Source organism: Corynebacterium endometrii (assembly GCF_004795735.1).
GTDB lineage: Bacteria > Actinomycetota > Actinomycetes > Mycobacteriales > Mycobacteriaceae > Corynebacterium > Corynebacterium endometrii.
Genome location: NZ_CP039247.1, coordinates 1,557,734 through 1,574,435 on the forward strand (window position 1 = coordinate 1,557,734; position 16,702 = coordinate 1,574,435).

Here is a 16,702-nt window from a genome sequence, read left to right on the forward strand (position 1 = left end):
AGGGGTAGCGGCGGTTTCTTTATCGCTAAAAGGTCTTCGCCCCCTTGAAGTGAGCGGTTACAGCCGGCAGAAGGGCGCCCATCCAGCTACGCCGCAGGCAGGCATGCCTCTCCGCGGCCCGGGGTTCTGGGAGGAGCATGCCTTGGTGATGCTGCCATAAGTCGCGCGTTTTTGTGGTTAGTCGCGCTCTTCGGCCGCAAGCTGGCCACACGCCGCGGCGATTTCTTGTCCCTTCGTATCGCGGACCGTGCAGGGCACGCCTTGGGCCTGGACGCGGCGCACAAATTCGTCCTGACGAGCCTTAGGCGCGGCATCCCATTCGGAACCTGGAGTGGGGTTTAGCGGAATCACGTTGACATGAACCTTGGAGCCCAATGCTCGGTGGAGCTTTTGCCCCAGCATGTCCGCGCGGAAATCCTGGTCATTTTTGTCACGGATCAGCGCGTATTCAATAGAGACGCGGCGGGACGTCTTCTCCACGTAGTAGGCCGCAGCCTCCAGCACCTCCTCAACGGACCACCGGTTATTGACGGGTACAAGGGTGTCACGGAGCTCGTCGTCCGGCGTGTGAAGCGAGACAGCGAGCGTGCAGGACAGCTCCTCATCGGCGAGTTTGCGGATAGCCGGTGCGATTCCCACGGTGGAGACCGTCACATTACGCATGGACATACCAAAGCCGAGCGGCTCCGGTGCCGTGATTTGGCGCACCGCGGAAACCACGCGCTTGTAATTGGCCAGCGGCTCGCCCATTCCCATGAAGACAATATTGGACAGGCGGCCGCCCTCCGCATCCATGACCGCGGAAGCGTTGCGTACCTGCTCCACGATCTCGGCGGTGGACAGGTTCCGGTCTAGGCCTCCCTGGCCGGTGGCGCAGAATGGGCAAGCCATACCGCAGCCGGCCTGGGATGAAATGCACAGTGTGGCCCGGCCTGGGTAACGCATCAGAACGGACTCTAGAAGCGTGCCATCGTGCAACTTCCACAGCGACTTAGTGGTTTCGCCATCGTCAGTCTCATAAAACTTGATGGGCGTCATGAGCTTGGGGAACAGCTTTTCCTGCACCTCCGCGCGTTGTGCCGCGGGGATGTCAGTCATCTCCTCCACGTTGTCAGTGTGGTGCACGTAGTAATGCTTCGCCAACTGGTTGGCGCGGAACTTGGGAAGGCCAATTTCTTTGAGCGCCTCGACGCGCTCTTCTTGGGAAAGATCGGCAAAGTGCTTGGGCGGTAGACCGCGGCGTGGTGAGGAAAAATCGAGTTTTACTGGAGTGGCCATAATGCTTGCCATTCTTGCACGTTTTCGACGATCCTAGTGAATCGAAGCAGCCCAAGCCGAAGGATTAATTGGTTCCACAGTTGGCCAAACCGGTGCATTCCCTATTTAATGATATGTATGACTAACCCAAACTATGACCCTAACGCTATTCCAGCGAATAGCGGTTACGCGGCGGATCCAGAGACCGCTCAGGCTCCGGCACCTGCTTCACGAGACCAAGTTGAATACGCAGAGCCAAAGAAGGCCCCGAAGGATGCAGGAAAGGCTAAGGGCTCCTTCGCCGCTAGCACCTGGGCCGCTCTCATCGTGGGCTTCCTGCTTCTCATCCTGCTCATTGTCTTCATCCTGCAGAACATGCATGAGGTGGAATTGAACTTCATTTCGTGGACCGTCCAGTTCCCTGCAGGCATTGCATTCCTCATCTTCGCTGTAGCCGGTGCGCTGATCATGGCCCTGGTTGGCGGTTGGCGTATGTTCGAGCTTCGTCGCCAGATGAAAAAGCAGGCCAAGCTCTACGGCTAAACCCGTCTGCCCGCTATTTGAGATAGGCATTATTAAAGCGCTTGTCCCCCATCGTTACGATGAGGTGCAAGCGCTTTTTAACGTGGAAAAGCTACCCAACGACGTTAGTCGCCAAAAAGGACATGGCTACCCACGTAACCATGGCTGAGGGCAGCATGCCATCGAGCCGGTCCATGATTCCGCCATGACCGGGCAGGATATTAGACATATCCTTGATTCCTAACTCACGCTTGAATTGGGATTCGACCAGATCCCCCAGGGTGGCGCAGAATACCAAGCCTAGACCCATCAGCGCGCCAACCCACCAGTCCTGATTGAGCAAGAACTGCACAAGTAAGGCACCGGTGACCACACCGAAGACTATGGAACCGGCAAAACCTTCCCAAGACTTCTTTGGGCTCACGGCGGGCGCCATAGGGTGGGAACCAAACATCACGCCCGCGATGTAACCGCCCGAGTCTGAAGCCACCACGCACAGCATAAAGGTCACAATCGCCGCCGAACCGGAAGCTACCGGCGTGGACTGCAGGGACAGCATCGCCGCAAACGATCCGAAAAGCGGAATCCACGTCAGGACAAAGATCCCCACTGACATGTCCCGCAGATAGTTAATCGGTGGACGGTGCCGGCCGTTGTGGAACAGGCGCCCAAACATCAACAGCAGTACCGAGGTCACGTAGACCGCTACCAGGCCCGAGGATCCGAAGGGCCGGGAAAGCCAGACCATAGCCACGCCGGAGATCACCAATAGCGTGCGGGGAATGTAGAAGGAATGCTCCCGCAAACGCGACAGGACTTCCCACATGCCGCCCGCGACGGCCAAAGACACCACGGTGTACCAAGCCCATGGACCAACCCACACCGCGCCAATGACCAGCGCACCAAGGCCCACGCCGACGCCGATGGCCGCTGGCAAATTGCGGCCAGCGTCATTTTTAGGCTTCGGCAAATGCCTGCGGGAATACTTCTCCCCTGGCTGAGCATTACTCACGCGGTGAGGTCCTCTCCGGTTTGAAACTTAGAACATGATAGGGGCTATATACCGGCCAAAGGTGCCGCGATTGGGAATAGAAGCACAATTCACGGCACCTTCAAAGCACGGCAATGGTGAGGGTTAAACCTCCATCAACTCGGATTCCTTGTTGGCCACGAGTGCATCAATCTGCTCGACGTAACCGTGGGTGATCTTCTCCATTTCCTTCTCAGCCGCCTGGATCTCGTCCTCGCCAGCGTCGCCGTCCTTCTGCATCTTCTTGAACTGGTCCATGGCCTTGCGGCGCACGTTACGGATGGCGATCTTGCCGTCCTCCCCCTTCGACTTTGCGACCTTCACCAGTTCACGGCGGCGTTCCTCAGTCAGCTGAGGGATAGTTACGCGCAGGACCTGACCGTCGTTGGTTGGGTTTACGCCGAGGTCAGAGTTGCGGATAGCGTTTTCAATCTCACCCATCATGGACTGCTCGTAAGGCTTAATCAGCAGCATGCGGGGCTCCGGAACGGAGATGGTAGCCATCTGGGTAATCGGGGTCGGGGCACCGTAGTATTCCGCTACAACGCCGTTGAACATAGCCGGGTTAGCGCGTCCGGTACGGATGGTGGTCAGCTGTTCACGAGTATGCTCCACAGTCTGGGTCATGTGGGTTTCGGCGTCGAGCTGAATCTCATCAATCATGAGAAAGTTTCTCCCTAAATAAATCGTTATTAGCTGGGTAAATACCCTACCAGGTTTTGCGGCGTTAGCAGGAAATTAGGACTGGACGAGCGTGCCGATCTGCTCGCCGTTGACGGCGCGGGCAATGTTTCCGTCAGTCAGCAGATTAAAGACCAGGATTGGCATGTCGTTGTCCATGCACAGGCTAAACGCCGTGGCGTCAGCAACCTTCAATCCCTTTTCGATTACCTCACGCGGGGTAATCTCATCGTAAAGCTCGGCCTCAGGGTTGGTCCGAGGATCATCGGAATACACGCCATCTACCGCCTTTGCCAGGAACAACACCTCCGCGCCGATTTCCAGGGCACGCTGGGCGGCGGTGGTATCAGTGGAGAAGTAAGGCATACCCATGCCGGCGCCGAAGATGACCACGCGGCCCTTTTCGAGGTGGCGGGCGGCGCGCAATGGGAGGTAAGGCTCGGAGACCTGAGCCATGTTGATGGCGGTTTGGACGCGGCAGTCAACCCCCTGCTGCTTCAGGAAGTCCTGCAGCGCCAGGGAATTCATCACGGTACCGAGCATGCCCATGTAATCGGAGCGCGCGCGGTCCATGCCACGCTGGGACAATTCCGCGCCACGGAAGAAGTTACCGCCGCCGATAACTACCGCAATCTCGGTGCCGGAGCGAGCGACTTCAGCGATCTGACGGGCCACGTTTTCCACGACATCCGGGTCGATGCCAACCTTGCCGCCGCCGAACATTTCACCACCAAGCTTGAGCATTACGCGCTTGTAGCCGGTCCTCTTAGATTCTGGGGTAGTCACTTTTCCTTGCGTCTCCTTGTAGACGTTGTAAGAACAAGACAGCCTCGAAAATGAACGAGCCCAGCCAGTTCGATGGCTAGTGCACTGCCATGCGTGATTCGGTCCGTTCCATCCTACCTGCCCAACGGGCAAGCCCACGCATTAGCGCAGCAAAAGTCACAAATCACACGCTTGGGCGTGCAGGTTGCTCAGTACCCGCCGATCATCGCATCGCCATGGCCTGACGCGGGCATGATTAAGGCCCCCACCCCGCCACGCTGGCAAAAATGGAGGCCTTAGAAACTATCCGTGGGGGTTTATGCTCCCTACGAATTGAGGCGGCTAGCCCTTAGACGCCGAGCTCGAAGCGCTCGAAGCCCTTGATGGTGGTGCCGGTCTCTTCGCAAACCTGCTTAACGGTCTTCTTGTTGTCAGTCAGGTAAGGCTGCTCAAGCAGTACTACACCCTTGTAGAAGCCGTTCAGGCGACCCTCAACGATCTTTGGAAGCGCAGCCTCAGGCTTGCCCTCTTCACGAGTGGTGGCCTCAGCAATCTCACGCTCCTTCTCAACTACCTCAGCTGGAACCTCTTCGCGGGTGAGGTATTCAGCCTTCATAGCCGCGATCTGCAGGGCAACCTGGTGAGCGGTCTCTTCGGAACCCTCGTAGGAAACCATAACGCCAACTGCTGGCGGCAGGTCAGCGGAACGCTGGTGCAGGTAAGTAGCGATGTTCTCGCCTTCGATGGTAACCGCACGGCGAGCCTGTAGCTTCTCACCAGTCTTGGCGGACTCAGCCTCGACGAATTCTGCGACGGTCTGGCCCTCTACGTCAGCGGCGTTGAGCTCCTCGGCGGAGTTAGCCTTTACGGTTCCGGCTGCCTCTGCAATCTTTGCAGCGAAAGCCTTGAAACCATCATTCTTCGCTACGAAGTCAGTCTCGCAGTTGACCTCAACCATGGTGTTGCCGGAAACGGCAATCAGGCCCTCGGTTGCCTCGCGGTCGGCGCGCTTAGACACAGACTTTGCGCCCTTGATGCGCAGAATCTCAACAGCCTTGTCGTAGTCACCGTTGGACTCTTCCAGAGCCTTCTTGCAGTCAAGCATGCCGGAGCCGGTAGCTTCGCGCAGAGCCTTAACGTCTGCAGCAGTGTAGTTCGCCATGTTGGGGCGATCCTCCTTGAATTAGGGTGTGTTTCGTTGCACTAGCGTAGTGGAATTTCGCCTAATCCGCCCGTCCAACGGCGCGGATTATGCGTTACACGTACGCTATCAGCCTCATTAAGTCTAAAGCTTGTGCATAGTGATGGACGCGTTGAACTTATGCGGGTATAAATGCCAATCCCCCGCTGCCGTAGGTAAACGACGCGGGGGCAGCATTAAACGTTCAACGCCGTAGGTAGAACACACTATGTCTTCTTCTACCTACACGTGAAAGGATTGAGTTTTACTCAGCGTCCTTAGCAGCGTCCTGCTCAGCGCCCTTTGCGGATGCTGGGTCGGATGCAGCAGCAGCCTCAGCCGCGTCGCGTGCTTCCTTCTCAGCGGAATCACCAGCGGCTTCCTTAGCGGCGTTCAGGGCGCGCTCTTCACGAGCCTGCTTACCCTGCTCGATCGCGGTAGCGATGATGCCGGAAAGGAGCTTGGTAGCGCGGATTGCGTCATCGTTACCAGGGATTGGGTAGTCAACCTCGTCTGGGTCGCAGTTGGTGTCCAGGATGGCAACAACTGGGATGTTCAGCTTGTGAGCTTCCTTGACAGCGATGTGCTCCTTGTTGGTGTCAACAATCCACAGTGCGGATGGAGCCTTGGTCATCTCCGAAATGCCGCCCAGTACGCGCTCCAGCTTGGTGCGCTCGCGGGTCAACATGAGGATTTCCTTCTTGGTGCGGCCCTTGTAGCCGTCCTCAGCAGCATCCATTGCCTGAAGCTCCTTCATGCGCTTCAGACGCTTGGAAACGGTGTTGAAGTTGGTCAGCATGCCGCCCAGCCAGCGGTGGTTGACGTAAGGCATACCTACGCGGGTTGCCTCTTCAGCAACGGCTTCCTGAGCCTGCTTCTTGGTACCGACGAACAGAACGGTGCCACCGTGTGCAACGGTCTCCTTGACGAACTCGAAAGCCTCGTCAATGTAGGTCAGGGTCTGCTGCAGGTCGATGATGTAAATGCCGTTACGATCGGTGAAGATGAAACGACGCATCTTTGGATTCCAGCGACGGGTCTGGTGACCGAAGTGAACACCAGCGTCGAGGAGCTCGCGCATGGTTACAACTGCCATGATTCGCTCGCTTTCATAAGTAACTTTAGGTTTTGGACATGTACACGCGTGGGTTTTTATCCCACGCCCTGGCAACAAAGTTCAGATCAAACCACCCCGCCAATAAGACGGGGACCACAGCTAAATCTGAATGCTTAGACCGCTCTACCCGCGTACATTCCGCACAGCTATAAAGCCCGGAATCTTCGCGTTTGAGCTGGTGGACAGCACCTTTGCCGCGCGTAGTCAATGCGCCTGCATAAAGCGGACACACTGCTGGCAACTAAGCATAGACTTCCCCTGCCCCATTTCCAAACCGGCCCCATGGTCCTTTCTACAGGCCAGGGACCTAAACGGCACCATTTTTCACACCCGTCACACGTCTGCATTCTTCGGCCGCGAGCCTTTACTATGTGCGGTTCCACTTTTCGTAGACGTCATAGACGCCGCCGGATAACCGGAGTCAGGCTTACAGAACTTATCCACAGGTGCAGGTAGATTCCTTTCCTTTGCGGCCGTCAACGCCGAAAATAAGGGCATGAAAGCCGATAAAGATATTCTTCGTTCTTCAGTTACTCACCTCCGCCAGTCTCCACTCGCCCGCTTGCGCATAGTTTCTCTTTTGACCGCGATCGCCGTGGGTACTGCAGGTTCGCTAACGCCTAGCATCCCGGCGCGGGCTTACGTAGATCCTACGACGGGTGAAGAATACGCACGGGATGTCCTGAGGGGATTCGAGCAGCCCGAGTTCGAGTGGAGCGCCGGACACCGTGGCGTGGACCTAGGCCTCGATGTTGGTGATCCCGTGCTCGCCGCCGAGGACGGAATAGTTGATTTTGCTGGAATGGTCGCCGGCAAGCCGGTAATGGCGCTGGTCCATGCCGATGGTATCCGCACCACTTACCAGCCAGTCCATGCCATAGCCAAGGCTGGGGACACCGTGGCCGCGGGCCAGGAAATTGGGCGATTAGCCCATCCCGTGGATGGTTACCCCGGGCTGCATTGGGGCGCGTTAGTAGGCAAGGATTCCTATGTCGATCCGCTCGGCCTTCTTGAATTCCCCGTCATCCGGCTCAAGCCCCTGGACGGCTAGGAAACCTGCCTAGGCTCGCGGATGGGCTTGGTTGTAGACCTGCTTTAAGCGTTCCGCGGTGACATGGGTATATACCTGCGTGGTTTGCAATGAGGCGTGGCCTAAAACTTCCTGCACAACGCGAAGGTCGGCGCCGCCTTCCAGCAGATGCGTCGCCGCGCTATGCCGCAGTCCGTGTGGAGTTAATCCAGTACTCCCAGTTACTTGGGCTGCCGCGTTGACTATTCGGCGAACCTGGCGCTGATCGATCCGCTTACCGCGCGCCCCCACGAACACGGCCTCGGTGCCGCGGGCGATATCCGGGCGGGCGTTGTCCAACCACTGGGTTAGCGCGTCATGAGCGCTATCACCAAACGGGATGACCCTTTGCTTGTTTCCCTTGCCGGTGACTTTGACCGTTCGCCGGGCCAGATCTACATCGGCGCAATCTAATCCCGTCAACTCCGCCACGCGCATACCGGTGGCATACAGCAATTCGAGAATAGCGCTATCCCGCAGGAACATCGTTTCGTTACTGCTTACGGCATTGCCCACCAGCTCGCCGGCCTCTCGCTCACTAAGGACGGTGGGCAGATGCTTGCCCACCTTAGGCGTGACCAGGCGCGCGGCCACATCCGAATCGAGATACCCCTGCTTCATCGCCCACCGGGAAAAAGCCCGCACGGCTGCGGTGCGCCGGGCGATAGTGGACCGGGCCTTACCTTCAGCCACGGCCCGCGCCAACCAACCGCGAATGGAACCGAGGCTAAGCTCTTCGAACGTGCCTACGGTCTGCGCAAGGTTGCGAAGATCTGAGACATAGCCCTTCACCGTAGCTTCCGAACGTCCGTGGATGAGGCGCTGATCCTCAGCGAAATCCTCTATCGCAGCCTCGACCTGCCGTGGTCTGCTAGTCCCATCGGACGGTGATTGCTGCATATGTGTCATAAGGCCCTAGCCTAGCTGGTCCCCTTTATCCATTCCATCGGGCACTTCCACGCCCCAGGCGTTGACTCTTCATCCGCTTGATCCCTCTTAGGACATGCGGGGGCTACCGGCAACGGGCCACCGGCAACTTCGATACCTGTCCTCGGATAGCATTGCCCAACTCATTGGTCATAGCTAGGGCGTCGGCGTAAGTGCCATTGCCCGGCACAGCCGTCACGGCCACGGCTGCCTCACCGCCGGCTACCGGAATGCGCCCCATCTGGCGGATGTGCCACCGGCCGTTGTGCGGGGCCCAACCGGATTTGAAGTGGGCGCCGGGAATCGAGCCAATTCCCCACCGCTGCTCGTCAATGACTTGCCCCATGAGGGAATCCACAGGTTGGGAGCCGGCGATGCAGGGCATGTTCGCGATGAACTTAGCCTGCTCACTGGTGGACCACAGCGTATTACCCCACCAGCCATTGGTAGGCACGGCGGTGCGGGAGCCACCCTCCTTGATGACTTGGTCGACGGTGCCGGCCGGCAGGGAATTCCACATGGCGGTGGTTGCGTTATTGTCTGAGTATGTCACCGCGGCGCGGGCACGCTCATAATTGGCTGGATTCGCGCGTAGCGCGGCAATGGACAGTGGCACCTTGATGGTTGACCATGACTCACGTGGACGGTCATCCCCCACGACTGTCACGGAGGCCCCATCCGAATAGGCAATGGCCGCCGAACCCCCGTACCGGGCTACCACCGCATCGACGGCGGATTGAAAACTGACCAGTGCAGCGGGGGCCAGGCTGCGCCCAGGCTTAGCGTTCTTGGGCTTCAGATACCGGGAACTGAGCGGCGTGGGCAGATTAAATTGCTCCTTCACCGGGCCCGGAATGGCCTTCCACGCATCGTCGATGACCCTCTGGGCCTGCGGGGTCTTGAGCGGGTCCGGGAATTTCGGCAATTCAATGCCCGCCTGGGAGCTCAGCTCAGCGGGGTGCGGCAGCGGCTGTGCCCCACCAACCGCCGGAGACGCAGCAGCGAGCAGCCCAGCGGCAGATAGGCAGGCAATTAATCGACGCATACGGGTCAGTTTCATACCTGGCAGTTTAGGGCAGTTTTTCCCGCCCCACCCCTAAAACCACGAAAAAGAAAAGCCTGGCCACTGTGGCTTTGTGGGCCCGCCTCCCGCACCCACTGGGCCCGTTATCCCTCCTCACCCACCCGCTGCCACAGGCTGCCGGTGCGCATGACCATCGAGGATTTCTCCAGGGCCACCAGCAGGTGGACCACCAATGGCACGCGCATCCCCGCCTCGCGCGCTATCTCTTCCGCGGATGCCCCCATCATCGCCTCCACCGGCGGGGTGGCGTCAAAAACGCGCAACTCATTGCGGGATAACTTCTGCACCGGGGTTTTCAAGAATTCAATTTCATACTGCCCCTCCGGGTCCACCGCACCCGCTTTCGTCAGCAACGATCTGGCGTCATCAACCCCCGTTACCAACTGGGCACGCCCGCTTTGAATGCGCAAATGACACCCCAGCGAATTTGTCCCCGTGATTGGCCCCGGCACGGCCATGACTACCCTGCCAAGGGCCTCCGCCCAATTGGCCGTATTTAATGCGCCGGATCTGTACGCCGCCTCCATGACCAGGGTCCCTGACGTCAACGCCGCGGACAGGCGGTTACGGGTCAGGAAGCGATGCCGCTGCGGGGTGGCCCCCGGCGGAAACTCCGTAACCACACAACCGTTGTGAGCGATCCGGTCAAACAATCGCGTGTTACGCGCCGGATACGGATGGTCAATGCCACACGCTGCGATGGCCACCGTCTGCCCGCCAGCCTCAAGCGCCATCTCATGAGCCACCGTGTCCACGCCCAAGGCGCCGCCGGAAACAATGGTCCACTGATGCTTAACCAATCCCCCAACCATCATGCGCGTAGCTTCATTGCCGTACCGGGTAATAGCGCGAGTGCCAATTACGGCGATTGCCTGGGTAGCAAGCGTTCGCAGGTTTCCTCCCCTCACCCAAAGGGAATGCGGCGGGACCGCCAGCGAATCGAATGCCGCCGGTGCATCGACCTGTCCCGAATGATAGAAGCCAAACGCGGAGGCAAACTCCTCCTTGGGCCAATCTGGGCTATCTGCGGTAATCAACCGCGCCCCTACCCTCTCCGCTGCCTCCAGGTCTTCGTCTTGGCGCAGCCAGTCCCGGCGCGCATATGTTTCATCGCGCAACCGCCCTAGCCAGTCCGCGCCCTCGTAGACACCTTCAGCGATTTCCTCCACGCAGCGGGTCTTGAGTAGTTCGTGAAGGCTCCGCGATGGCCCCTCCAGCACGCGGTTGAGATACACCCAGGCATAAATCGGTGAGTCCAATTTGAGTGTTGCCATTTTTAAGTTTCCCTCCCTAAAACGTGAGCACCGCGCAGGTCCAGCGCGCGGGCTACGTGGTCAATTCCTGGTTGTTGTGCACCGTCCAGGTCGCACAGGGTCCAGCTGAGTTTGAGCGCGCGGTCTACCCCGCGCTGGCTGAGTTGACCGTCCGCCAGGTACGCGCCGAGTAAAGACATTGCGGTTTCCTCCGCGGGGCGGTGACGGCGCAGGTAGGACCCGGGGACCGCGGCGTTGGTAGCCTCGCTGCGCCCGTCGTGGCGCCAGCGGTACGTCGCGCGTTCGCGGGCGGCGGCCACCCTATCCGCAATCACATCCGAGCCCTCCTCCTGCGCCGCGCTCAACAGTCCTGAATCCCCCGTGACTTTCACGGTCATATCCAGGCGGTCCCGTAGCGGACCGGAGATATTGCGCAAGTAGTTTTCCCTCACGTGTGGTTTGCATCGGCATTTGGTGGGGTCTTCAGCGGCGCAACGACACGGGTTTGCCGCCAGGATGAGTTGGAACCTGGCCGGATAGATAACCTCCCGGCGCGCCCGAACCAAGCGCACGGCCCCGTCTTCTAGGGGCGCGCGTAGGCAGTCAAGCACCGAACCGCCTATTTCCGAGGCTTCGTCTAGAAACAGCACGCCGTTGTGCGCCAGGCTTACCGCACCCGGCCGAGGGTTTCCCGAACCACCGCCAAGCAGGGCCGCACGTGTGATTGACGCGTGCGGCGCAATGAACGGTGCTCGCGATATCACGCAACCCGGTGCCCCGGCGATGGAATGGATTGCGGTGGTCTCCACGGATTCGTCCGTTGTCAGCTCCGGCAGGATTGAAGGCATGCGGGCGGCAATCATGGATTTGCCGGCGCCGGGTGGGCCTATCATCAGCAGGTGATGGCCGCCGGCCGCGGCGACTTCTGCTGCGTACTTGGCCTCGCGTTGGCCGGCAATATCGGCAAAGTCGGCGCCCGAGTTTTCCGGCCTGCGCATGCCGCCCGGCGCCACGGCAGCGGCCTTGGGAAGCATGCGGGTCCCACGCACCCAGCCAAAGGCATCTTCGAGTGTGGCGGCCACGAGGACGTTCATGTCTGGCACCAGGGCCGCTTCGGCGGCGTTGCCCGGCGGGATGACGAGCGTGGTGAATCCATGCTTGCGCGCCGCAAGGAGGGCCGGGATTACTCCGGCGACCGGGCGCACGCTACCGTCCAGTCCCAGTTCTCCTAGGACTAAGGAGCGCGATAGCCGTAAGAATGGATCCACGCCCGTGGATTCTTCCCTGTCGTTTAGGGAGCCCGCCCCATTGAAGCCGCCAGTTGTCCCAGTCATCTGTTGATTCTTGGTGCCGGTGTCTTTCAGCCCCGCCACGAGAACGGCCAGAGCGACCGGCAAATCAAAGTGGGATCCGGATTTAGGCAAGGACGCCGGAGACATCGAAACTACTACCTTCGTCTTCGGCCACTGTAGATGCGAGTTGGCCACCGCGGTGCGGATGCGGTCGCGCGATTCGTTTATTGCCGTATCCGCAAGGCCCACCACGTGAAAGCCTGGCAGACCTACGCCGATATTCGCCTCTACGGTCACAACGTGCGCTAGTACTCCGGCAAGTGCCGTGGTCATTGACTTACCCAGCGCCATGGCGCACGTCCCTGTAATAGTCCACCTCAAAGCCTTTGTGAGTAGACGTCAACGCCATGACGTCGAAACGCACGGTGGCAAGGCTCGGCCCTTCTATCCCGCGCAGCCATTGGCTGGCGGCCTTGCGCATCCGGGTCAATTTGCGTGCGGTGACAGCCTCCGCCACCCCGTAATTGGCGCTGGAGCGGGTCTTAACTTCTACGAAGACTATGGTGCCGTCCACTTCGCGGACGATCAGGTCCAGCTCCCCAACGGCGTAGCGCACATTGGTGGCTAGGATGGTGGCCCCCGCTTTCCGGTACAGCCCGGCCGCGTATTGCTCTCCCCTTCTTCCTAAGCTCGTGCGCTGTGCCGCGCGCTGCGAACCGCTTAACATGGTGAAAATTCCTCCCCCGAGGTTGACGTTTGGTTATTGCCTGCATTCCTGCATGGCTTCCACTCAATCCCAGGGTGGGTTTAGGGCGCAAGATTTTTTGGGCGGGGGCTAATAGCTGTGGATAACGCGGTAAACGTTCCTATCCAATTGCCCGGAGTTATCCACAGATTTGGGCTTGCGGCGGTAAGGCGGGAACCGGCGAATGCCGAGGGCAGTCCAATATGGTTTGGGGCCACGACAATGTATGCCAAAGCCCCCGGGCGCTTCGTCGGCGGCGTTCGCTTCGAGCTGTCCCCAGGGGCCGTGGAGGAAGAAGGTTTAGGGTTCGCGATTTTAATCCGGCATGACAAAATCCGGCTTATCAAGCTCTTCGATGTTGACGTCCTTGTAGGTAATGACTCGGACGTAGCGCACGAATCGCGCAGACCGGTACATGTCCCACACCCACGCGTCGGACATGCGAACCTCGTAGTAGACGTCGGGGCCGGAGGTGTGTGGAATAAGCTCCACGGCGTTGGCTAAGTAGAAGCGGCGTTCAGTCTCCACGACGTAGGAAAACTGGCTCACTACGTCGCGGTATTCGCGATACAGGGAGAGTTCTACCTCGGCCTCGTAGTTTTCGAGTTCCTCAGCACTCACTGGCGTTCTCCTTAGAACAGCGACGGTCAACTAGGCCACAAGCATAGTGGCTTAGGCCGGCGCGTTTGGTTTAGGCGCGCGGCGGGAAAATATCTCATGCGCGCGAGCCACGTTTGCGTAGCTCATCCGGTGCTCGGGCGTTGGCCCTAGACGCTCTATGGCCTCCGCATGGATCTTAGTTCCATAGCCCTTGTGCCCCGCCAGCCCATAACCCGGGTAGCGGCGGTCGAGGTCCTCCATTATGCGATCGCGTGACACTTTGGCCAGCACGCTCGCCGCGGCGATGCACCGGGCGGCGGCGTCTCCGCCAATCATCGGAAGCTGGGGTGCCGGCATTCCCGGGACCTTCATGGCATCGGTGAGTACGTAACCCGGATGAACCTTAAGCCCCGCCACCGCCCGCCGCATGCCGGACAAATTGGCGTGTTGAATCCCTTGGCGGTCAATATCGCCGGCGGGGATGTGCACAATCGAAAAGGCCACGGCCTTGTCCTGAATGATGGGATAGAGCTTATCCCGCGCCGCGGGCGTGAGCTTCTTAGAATCCGTAAGCCGCTCCAACTCGGGGATAATCCGGTCTGGCAGCACGCACGCGGCGATACTGATGGGCCCGCAGCTTGCCCCGCGCCCCGCCTCATCGACGCCAGCGACCGGACCTAAGCCGGCCTTGGACAGCGCAACCTCGTAGGTGCGCTGCTGTTTAAGAGCCCTAACCCGACGCATGAGGAATTAGACTCCAAAGTCCACGTGGTCTACCGCGCCGAATCGGGACACGGGCAGTACTACCGCCATAACCTTGCCACGGACGTTGTCCACCGGAATAGTGCCCTGCAATGGATCACCCAAGTGGGCGCGGGAGTCCACGGAGTTTGTTCGGTTGTCCCCCATGACCCACAACGAGCCTGCGGGGACCTCCACGGGGCCGAAGTATTCGCCTCCGCACGCCCGCGAGCCCACCGTGGTATCAATCGGGTTGGCGGGAGGATCCAGGGTGTATTCACTCGGCACAGCCACGCCATCAACCATTACCCCGGGGTCACCGGCCTCACACTTGACAGTCTGACCACCGGTAGCGATTACGCGCTTGACCAGTATATTTTCGGGACTCGGGCCGATACCCAGGCTCGCAGCAATGATCTGCAACCCGCGCGCCATAACGTTGTCAGAAAGCTGAACGTTGTAATCGACATTCCAGGAATCCGTTCCCGCGAAGACCACCACGTCCCCCGGCGCAGGGTCTGTGAAGCGATAGCTGATTTTCTCCACCGCAATGCGGTCATTGGTGCAGCCGGGGCACCCGTGCAACGTAGGTTCCATCGACGCCGACGGAATGACGTATAAACGCGCGACGAAAGTTTGCACGATAAGCATCAACACCACTACGGAGGCAATGACCTTCACAACGCTGCCGAGGCCCAAGCCCTCGTCATCGCGGCCTCCGGCCGGCGTGGGACGCGTACTCGAGGGGCCCGCCGAAGAGCCTGCCCCGGGGTCTTTCTGGGCACCGCCCCGCCGCTCCTGCGGTCCATACGCATTGCCGCGCGAAGCGTCGCCCGCTCGGCGCGCTTCGAATGCCGGGTCCCTGCGGTATCCTCCCGCGCGCGGGTGGTTGCCGCTACTGCTGGATTTCTGGGTCATCTACACCGCTAATTCGGTCCAGCGGCCAGAAGACAAACATGACCTTGCCGCGCACGTTTTCGCGAGGGATAGTTCCGCTGTACTGATCTTGGCTGTGGTAGCGGGAGTCAGCGGAGTTGGTGCGGTTATCCCCCATCATGAAGTAGTGATCAGCCGGCACCGTAATTGGACCAAAGAAATTGCCGCCGCAGGCTTCGGAACCGGTGCTCGGGTCTATTGGGTAGGCCGGAGGGGACTGAACATAAGACTGATCAATGGGCTTTCCATCGACCATCACCGCGGGGTCACCGGCCTGGCAGGAAACGGTCTGGCCACCGGTGGCGATAACCCGCTTGACCAAAGTATTCTCATCCGGCGGAGCCAGGGATAGGAAGCTCAATCCGTCCTGCAGTGCGTGGATGAACGGATTCTCAGACCGCGGCGACTGGTAGAGCATGTTCCAGGACTCGGTGCCCTCAAAGACAATGACGTCTCCCGGCTCGGGATCAGAACCGTACAGGCTCACGCGCTCCGCGAAAACACGGTCGTTGGTGCACCCCTCGCAGCCATGCAGGGTTGGCTCCATGGAACCGGACGGAATGATGTACTGGCGCCCCACAAAGTTCTGGAACAGCCCCACGACAAGCAGGACAGCGACCAGGATCAGGCCGGTTTCCACGAGCCATGGAAGCTGCTTTTTCCCTTCGCGTGCTTCGGAATTCCCCTCCGCACTTTGGGCCGCTGGGGCGCCCGCCGAGCGTGAGCCGGCGCCGCGCGTTTCCTCACCTACCACTGGCTGCGCTGGAGGCACCTGCTGTTTACGAGGTGGGATATTCTGCTCTGGCTGGCTTAGGCCCCTGTTATCAGTCACGGGCTAGATACTAGCAACTCCCCGCCCTTCCCTGGAACGTGAAACGGTTTTAGCGCTTTGAGGCCCGCCATCTCGCTGCTCCCCCGTTGGAACGTCTGACCCCACGGGCGGCGGAGTTACCAGGCCAGTGGATCGTCCGCGGAGAATCGGCGAAGGGGCTTCACCCCGGCGCGGCGCGTCAATCCCAGGGGCTGGCCTCTGGACTCTAAGAAGAGAATCGAAAAAGAGCCAAGTTAAGGAAAAGGCCCGTCTCCCCGGGCGTGGGGTGACGGGCCTTAAAGGCGCGCGTTATGCGCTTTCCTTTTAGCGACGCTCCTTGATGCGAGCCTTCTTGCCGCGCAGCTCGCGCAGGTAGTACAGCTTCGCACGGCGTACGCGACCGCGGCGTACTACCTCGATGGACTCAAGGTTTGGAGAGTGTACTGGGAAAGTACGCTCAACACCGATACCGAAGGAAACCTTGCGGACGGTGAAGGTCTCACGGATGCCAGAGCCCTGGCGGCGGATGCATACGCCCTTGAAGAGCTGGGTACGCTGGGTGGAACCCTCGATAACCTTCACGTTTACGTCCAGGGTGTCACCCGGGCGGAATGCTGGGATGTCCTCGCGCAGGGAGGCAGCATCGAGCTTGTCAATGATGTTGGTCATTAAACCTAATCCTTCTTAAGTTT

General features: G+C 59.6%; 18 protein-coding genes. 2 read left to right on the forward strand and 16 right to left on the reverse strand.

Annotated features, from left to right (window positions below):
- Positions 1–177: 177 nt before the first annotated feature.
- Positions 178–1,278 carry a dual-specificity RNA methyltransferase RlmN gene (gene rlmN / locus CENDO_RS07020; protein ID WP_136141399.1) on the reverse strand — a complete coding sequence of 367 codons (1,101 nt, stop codon included), beginning with the start codon at positions 1,276–1,278 and terminating at the stop codon, positions 178–180.
- Between the two features lie 117 nt (positions 1,279–1,395).
- Between rlmN and CENDO_RS07025 the strand changes: the two genes are divergently transcribed.
- Positions 1,396–1,800 carry a LapA family protein gene (locus tag CENDO_RS07025; protein WP_136141400.1) on the forward strand — a complete coding sequence of 135 codons (405 nt, stop codon included), beginning with the start codon at positions 1,396–1,398 and terminating at the stop codon, positions 1,798–1,800.
- A gap of 91 nt (positions 1,801–1,891) precedes the next feature.
- On the opposite strand, the gene CENDO_RS07030 is transcribed toward CENDO_RS07025, so the two are convergent.
- From CENDO_RS07030 to rpsB, 5 genes are all read right to left on the reverse strand, one after another.
- On the reverse strand, positions 1,892–2,791 hold the full coding sequence (locus CENDO_RS07030) for a phosphatidate cytidylyltransferase (RefSeq protein WP_210726522.1): 900 nt from the start codon (positions 2,789–2,791) through the stop codon (positions 1,892–1,894).
- A 123-nt stretch (positions 2,792–2,914) separates the two neighbouring features.
- Positions 2,915–3,472, reverse strand: coding sequence for a ribosome recycling factor (frr, locus tag CENDO_RS07035; protein ID WP_136141401.1), 558 nt, complete (start codon positions 3,470–3,472; stop codon positions 2,915–2,917).
- Positions 3,473–3,547: 75 nt separating this feature from the next.
- Positions 3,548–4,234 (reverse strand): UMP kinase, encoded by a 687-nt coding sequence (gene pyrH / locus CENDO_RS07040; RefSeq protein ID WP_246014444.1) that lies wholly within the window; start codon positions 4,232–4,234, stop codon positions 3,548–3,550.
- A gap of 370 nt (positions 4,235–4,604) precedes the next feature.
- Positions 4,605–5,417: a translation elongation factor Ts gene (tsf, locus tag CENDO_RS07045; protein ID WP_136141403.1), complete on the reverse strand. Its 813-nt coding sequence runs from the start codon at positions 5,415–5,417 to the stop codon at positions 4,605–4,607.
- Positions 5,418–5,700: 283 nt separating this feature from the next.
- A complete protein-coding gene (gene rpsB / locus CENDO_RS07050; RefSeq protein WP_136141404.1) occupies positions 5,701–6,531 on the reverse strand; it encodes a 30S ribosomal protein S2 in 831 nt (276 codons plus the stop codon).
- 583 nt (positions 6,532–7,114) lie between these two features.
- Between rpsB and CENDO_RS07055 the strand changes: the two genes are divergently transcribed.
- Positions 7,115–7,603, forward strand: coding sequence for a M23 family metallopeptidase (locus CENDO_RS07055; RefSeq protein WP_246014206.1), 489 nt, complete (start codon positions 7,115–7,117; stop codon positions 7,601–7,603).
- Positions 7,604–7,612: 9 nt separating this feature from the next.
- Here the strand turns inward: CENDO_RS07055 and CENDO_RS07060 are convergent, their stop codons facing one another.
- The 10 genes from CENDO_RS07060 to rplS all read right to left on the reverse strand — a co-directional run bounded on the left by CENDO_RS07060 (position 7,613) and on the right by rplS (position 16,679).
- The gene (locus CENDO_RS07060) at positions 7,613–8,530 is read right to left on the reverse strand and encodes a tyrosine recombinase XerC (protein WP_210726523.1); all 918 of its coding nucleotides are present in this window, start codon (positions 8,528–8,530) and stop codon (positions 7,613–7,615) included.
- 103 nt (positions 8,531–8,633) lie between these two features.
- Positions 8,634–9,608, reverse strand: a complete 975-nt coding sequence (locus tag CENDO_RS07065; RefSeq protein WP_246014208.1) for a serine hydrolase — start codon at positions 9,606–9,608, stop codon at positions 8,634–8,636.
- A 107-nt stretch (positions 9,609–9,715) separates the two neighbouring features.
- Entirely contained in the window at positions 9,716–10,906 is a 1,191-nt protein-coding gene (gene dprA / locus CENDO_RS07070) for a DNA-processing protein DprA (RefSeq protein ID WP_136141406.1), read from the reverse strand.
- A 2-nt stretch (positions 10,907–10,908) separates the two neighbouring features.
- A complete protein-coding gene (locus CENDO_RS07075) occupies positions 10,909–12,528 on the reverse strand; it encodes a YifB family Mg chelatase-like AAA ATPase (RefSeq protein WP_136141407.1) in 1,620 nt (539 codons plus the stop codon).
- The gene (locus CENDO_RS07080; RefSeq protein WP_136141408.1) at positions 12,515–12,904 is read right to left on the reverse strand and encodes a YraN family protein; all 390 of its coding nucleotides are present in this window, start codon (positions 12,902–12,904) and stop codon (positions 12,515–12,517) included. The genes CENDO_RS07075 and CENDO_RS07080 overlap by 14 nt, the downstream gene beginning before the upstream one ends.
- Positions 12,905–13,237: 333 nt before the next feature.
- Positions 13,238–13,543 carry a DUF2469 domain-containing protein gene (locus CENDO_RS07085; protein WP_136141409.1) on the reverse strand — a complete coding sequence of 102 codons (306 nt, stop codon included), beginning with the start codon at positions 13,541–13,543 and terminating at the stop codon, positions 13,238–13,240.
- A gap of 51 nt (positions 13,544–13,594) precedes the next feature.
- Positions 13,595–14,266: a ribonuclease HII gene (locus CENDO_RS07090; RefSeq protein WP_136141410.1), complete on the reverse strand. Its 672-nt coding sequence runs from the start codon at positions 14,264–14,266 to the stop codon at positions 13,595–13,597.
- Positions 14,267–14,272: 6 nt separating this feature from the next.
- Complete coding sequence (gene lepB, locus CENDO_RS07095; RefSeq protein ID WP_136141411.1) at positions 14,273–15,181, reverse strand: signal peptidase I; 909 nt, start codon at positions 15,179–15,181, stop codon at positions 14,273–14,275.
- Complete coding sequence (gene lepB / locus CENDO_RS07100) at positions 15,159–15,953, reverse strand: signal peptidase I (RefSeq protein ID WP_136142198.1); 795 nt, start codon at positions 15,951–15,953, stop codon at positions 15,159–15,161. The genes lepB (CENDO_RS07095) and lepB (CENDO_RS07100) overlap by 23 nt, the downstream gene beginning before the upstream one ends.
- 381 nt (positions 15,954–16,334) lie before the next feature.
- Positions 16,335–16,679 carry a 50S ribosomal protein L19 gene (gene rplS / locus CENDO_RS07105; RefSeq protein ID WP_136141412.1) on the reverse strand — a complete coding sequence of 115 codons (345 nt, stop codon included), beginning with the start codon at positions 16,677–16,679 and terminating at the stop codon, positions 16,335–16,337.
- Positions 16,680–16,702: the final 23 nt, after the last annotated feature.

Bases quoted from the DNA above. Each gene is read 5' to 3' on its own strand.
- tsf (WP_136141403.1), bottom strand. From the start codon at position 5,417: ATGGCGAACTACACTGCTGCAGACGTTAAGGCTCTGCGCGAAGCTACC.
- frr (WP_136141401.1), bottom strand. From the start codon at position 3,472: ATGATTGATGAGATTCAGCTCGACGCCGAAACCCACATGACCCAGACT.
- lepB (WP_136141411.1), bottom strand. From the start codon at position 15,181: ATGACCCAGAAATCCAGCAGTAGCGGCAACCACCCGCGCGCGGGAGGA.
- CENDO_RS07090 (WP_136141410.1), bottom strand. From the start codon at position 14,266: ATGCGTCGGGTTAGGGCTCTTAAACAGCAGCGCACCTACGAGGTTGCG.
- CENDO_RS07025 (WP_136141400.1), top strand. From the start codon at position 1,396: ATGACTAACCCAAACTATGACCCTAACGCTATTCCAGCGAATAGCGGT.
- CENDO_RS07060 (WP_210726523.1), bottom strand. From the start codon at position 8,530: ATGACACATATGCAGCAATCACCGTCCGATGGGACTAGCAGACCACGG.
- rlmN (WP_136141399.1), bottom strand. From the start codon at position 1,278: ATGGCCACTCCAGTAAAACTCGATTTTTCCTCACCACGCCGCGGTCTA.
- CENDO_RS07080 (WP_136141408.1), bottom strand. From the start codon at position 12,904: ATGTTAAGCGGTTCGCAGCGCGCGGCACAGCGCACGAGCTTAGGAAGA.
- rplS (WP_136141412.1), bottom strand. From the start codon at position 16,679: ATGACCAACATCATTGACAAGCTCGATGCTGCCTCCCTGCGCGAGGAC.
- CENDO_RS07075 (WP_136141407.1), bottom strand. From the start codon at position 12,528: ATGGCGCTGGGTAAGTCAATGACCACGGCACTTGCCGGAGTACTAGCG.
- CENDO_RS07065 (WP_246014208.1), bottom strand. From the start codon at position 9,608: ATGAAACTGACCCGTATGCGTCGATTAATTGCCTGCCTATCTGCCGCT.
- rpsB (WP_136141404.1), bottom strand. From the start codon at position 6,531: ATGGCAGTTGTAACCATGCGCGAGCTCCTCGACGCTGGTGTTCACTTC.
- dprA (WP_136141406.1), bottom strand. From the start codon at position 10,906: ATGGCAACACTCAAATTGGACTCACCGATTTATGCCTGGGTGTATCTC.
- pyrH (WP_246014444.1), bottom strand. From the start codon at position 4,234: ATGCTCAAGCTTGGTGGTGAAATGTTCGGCGGCGGCAAGGTTGGCATC.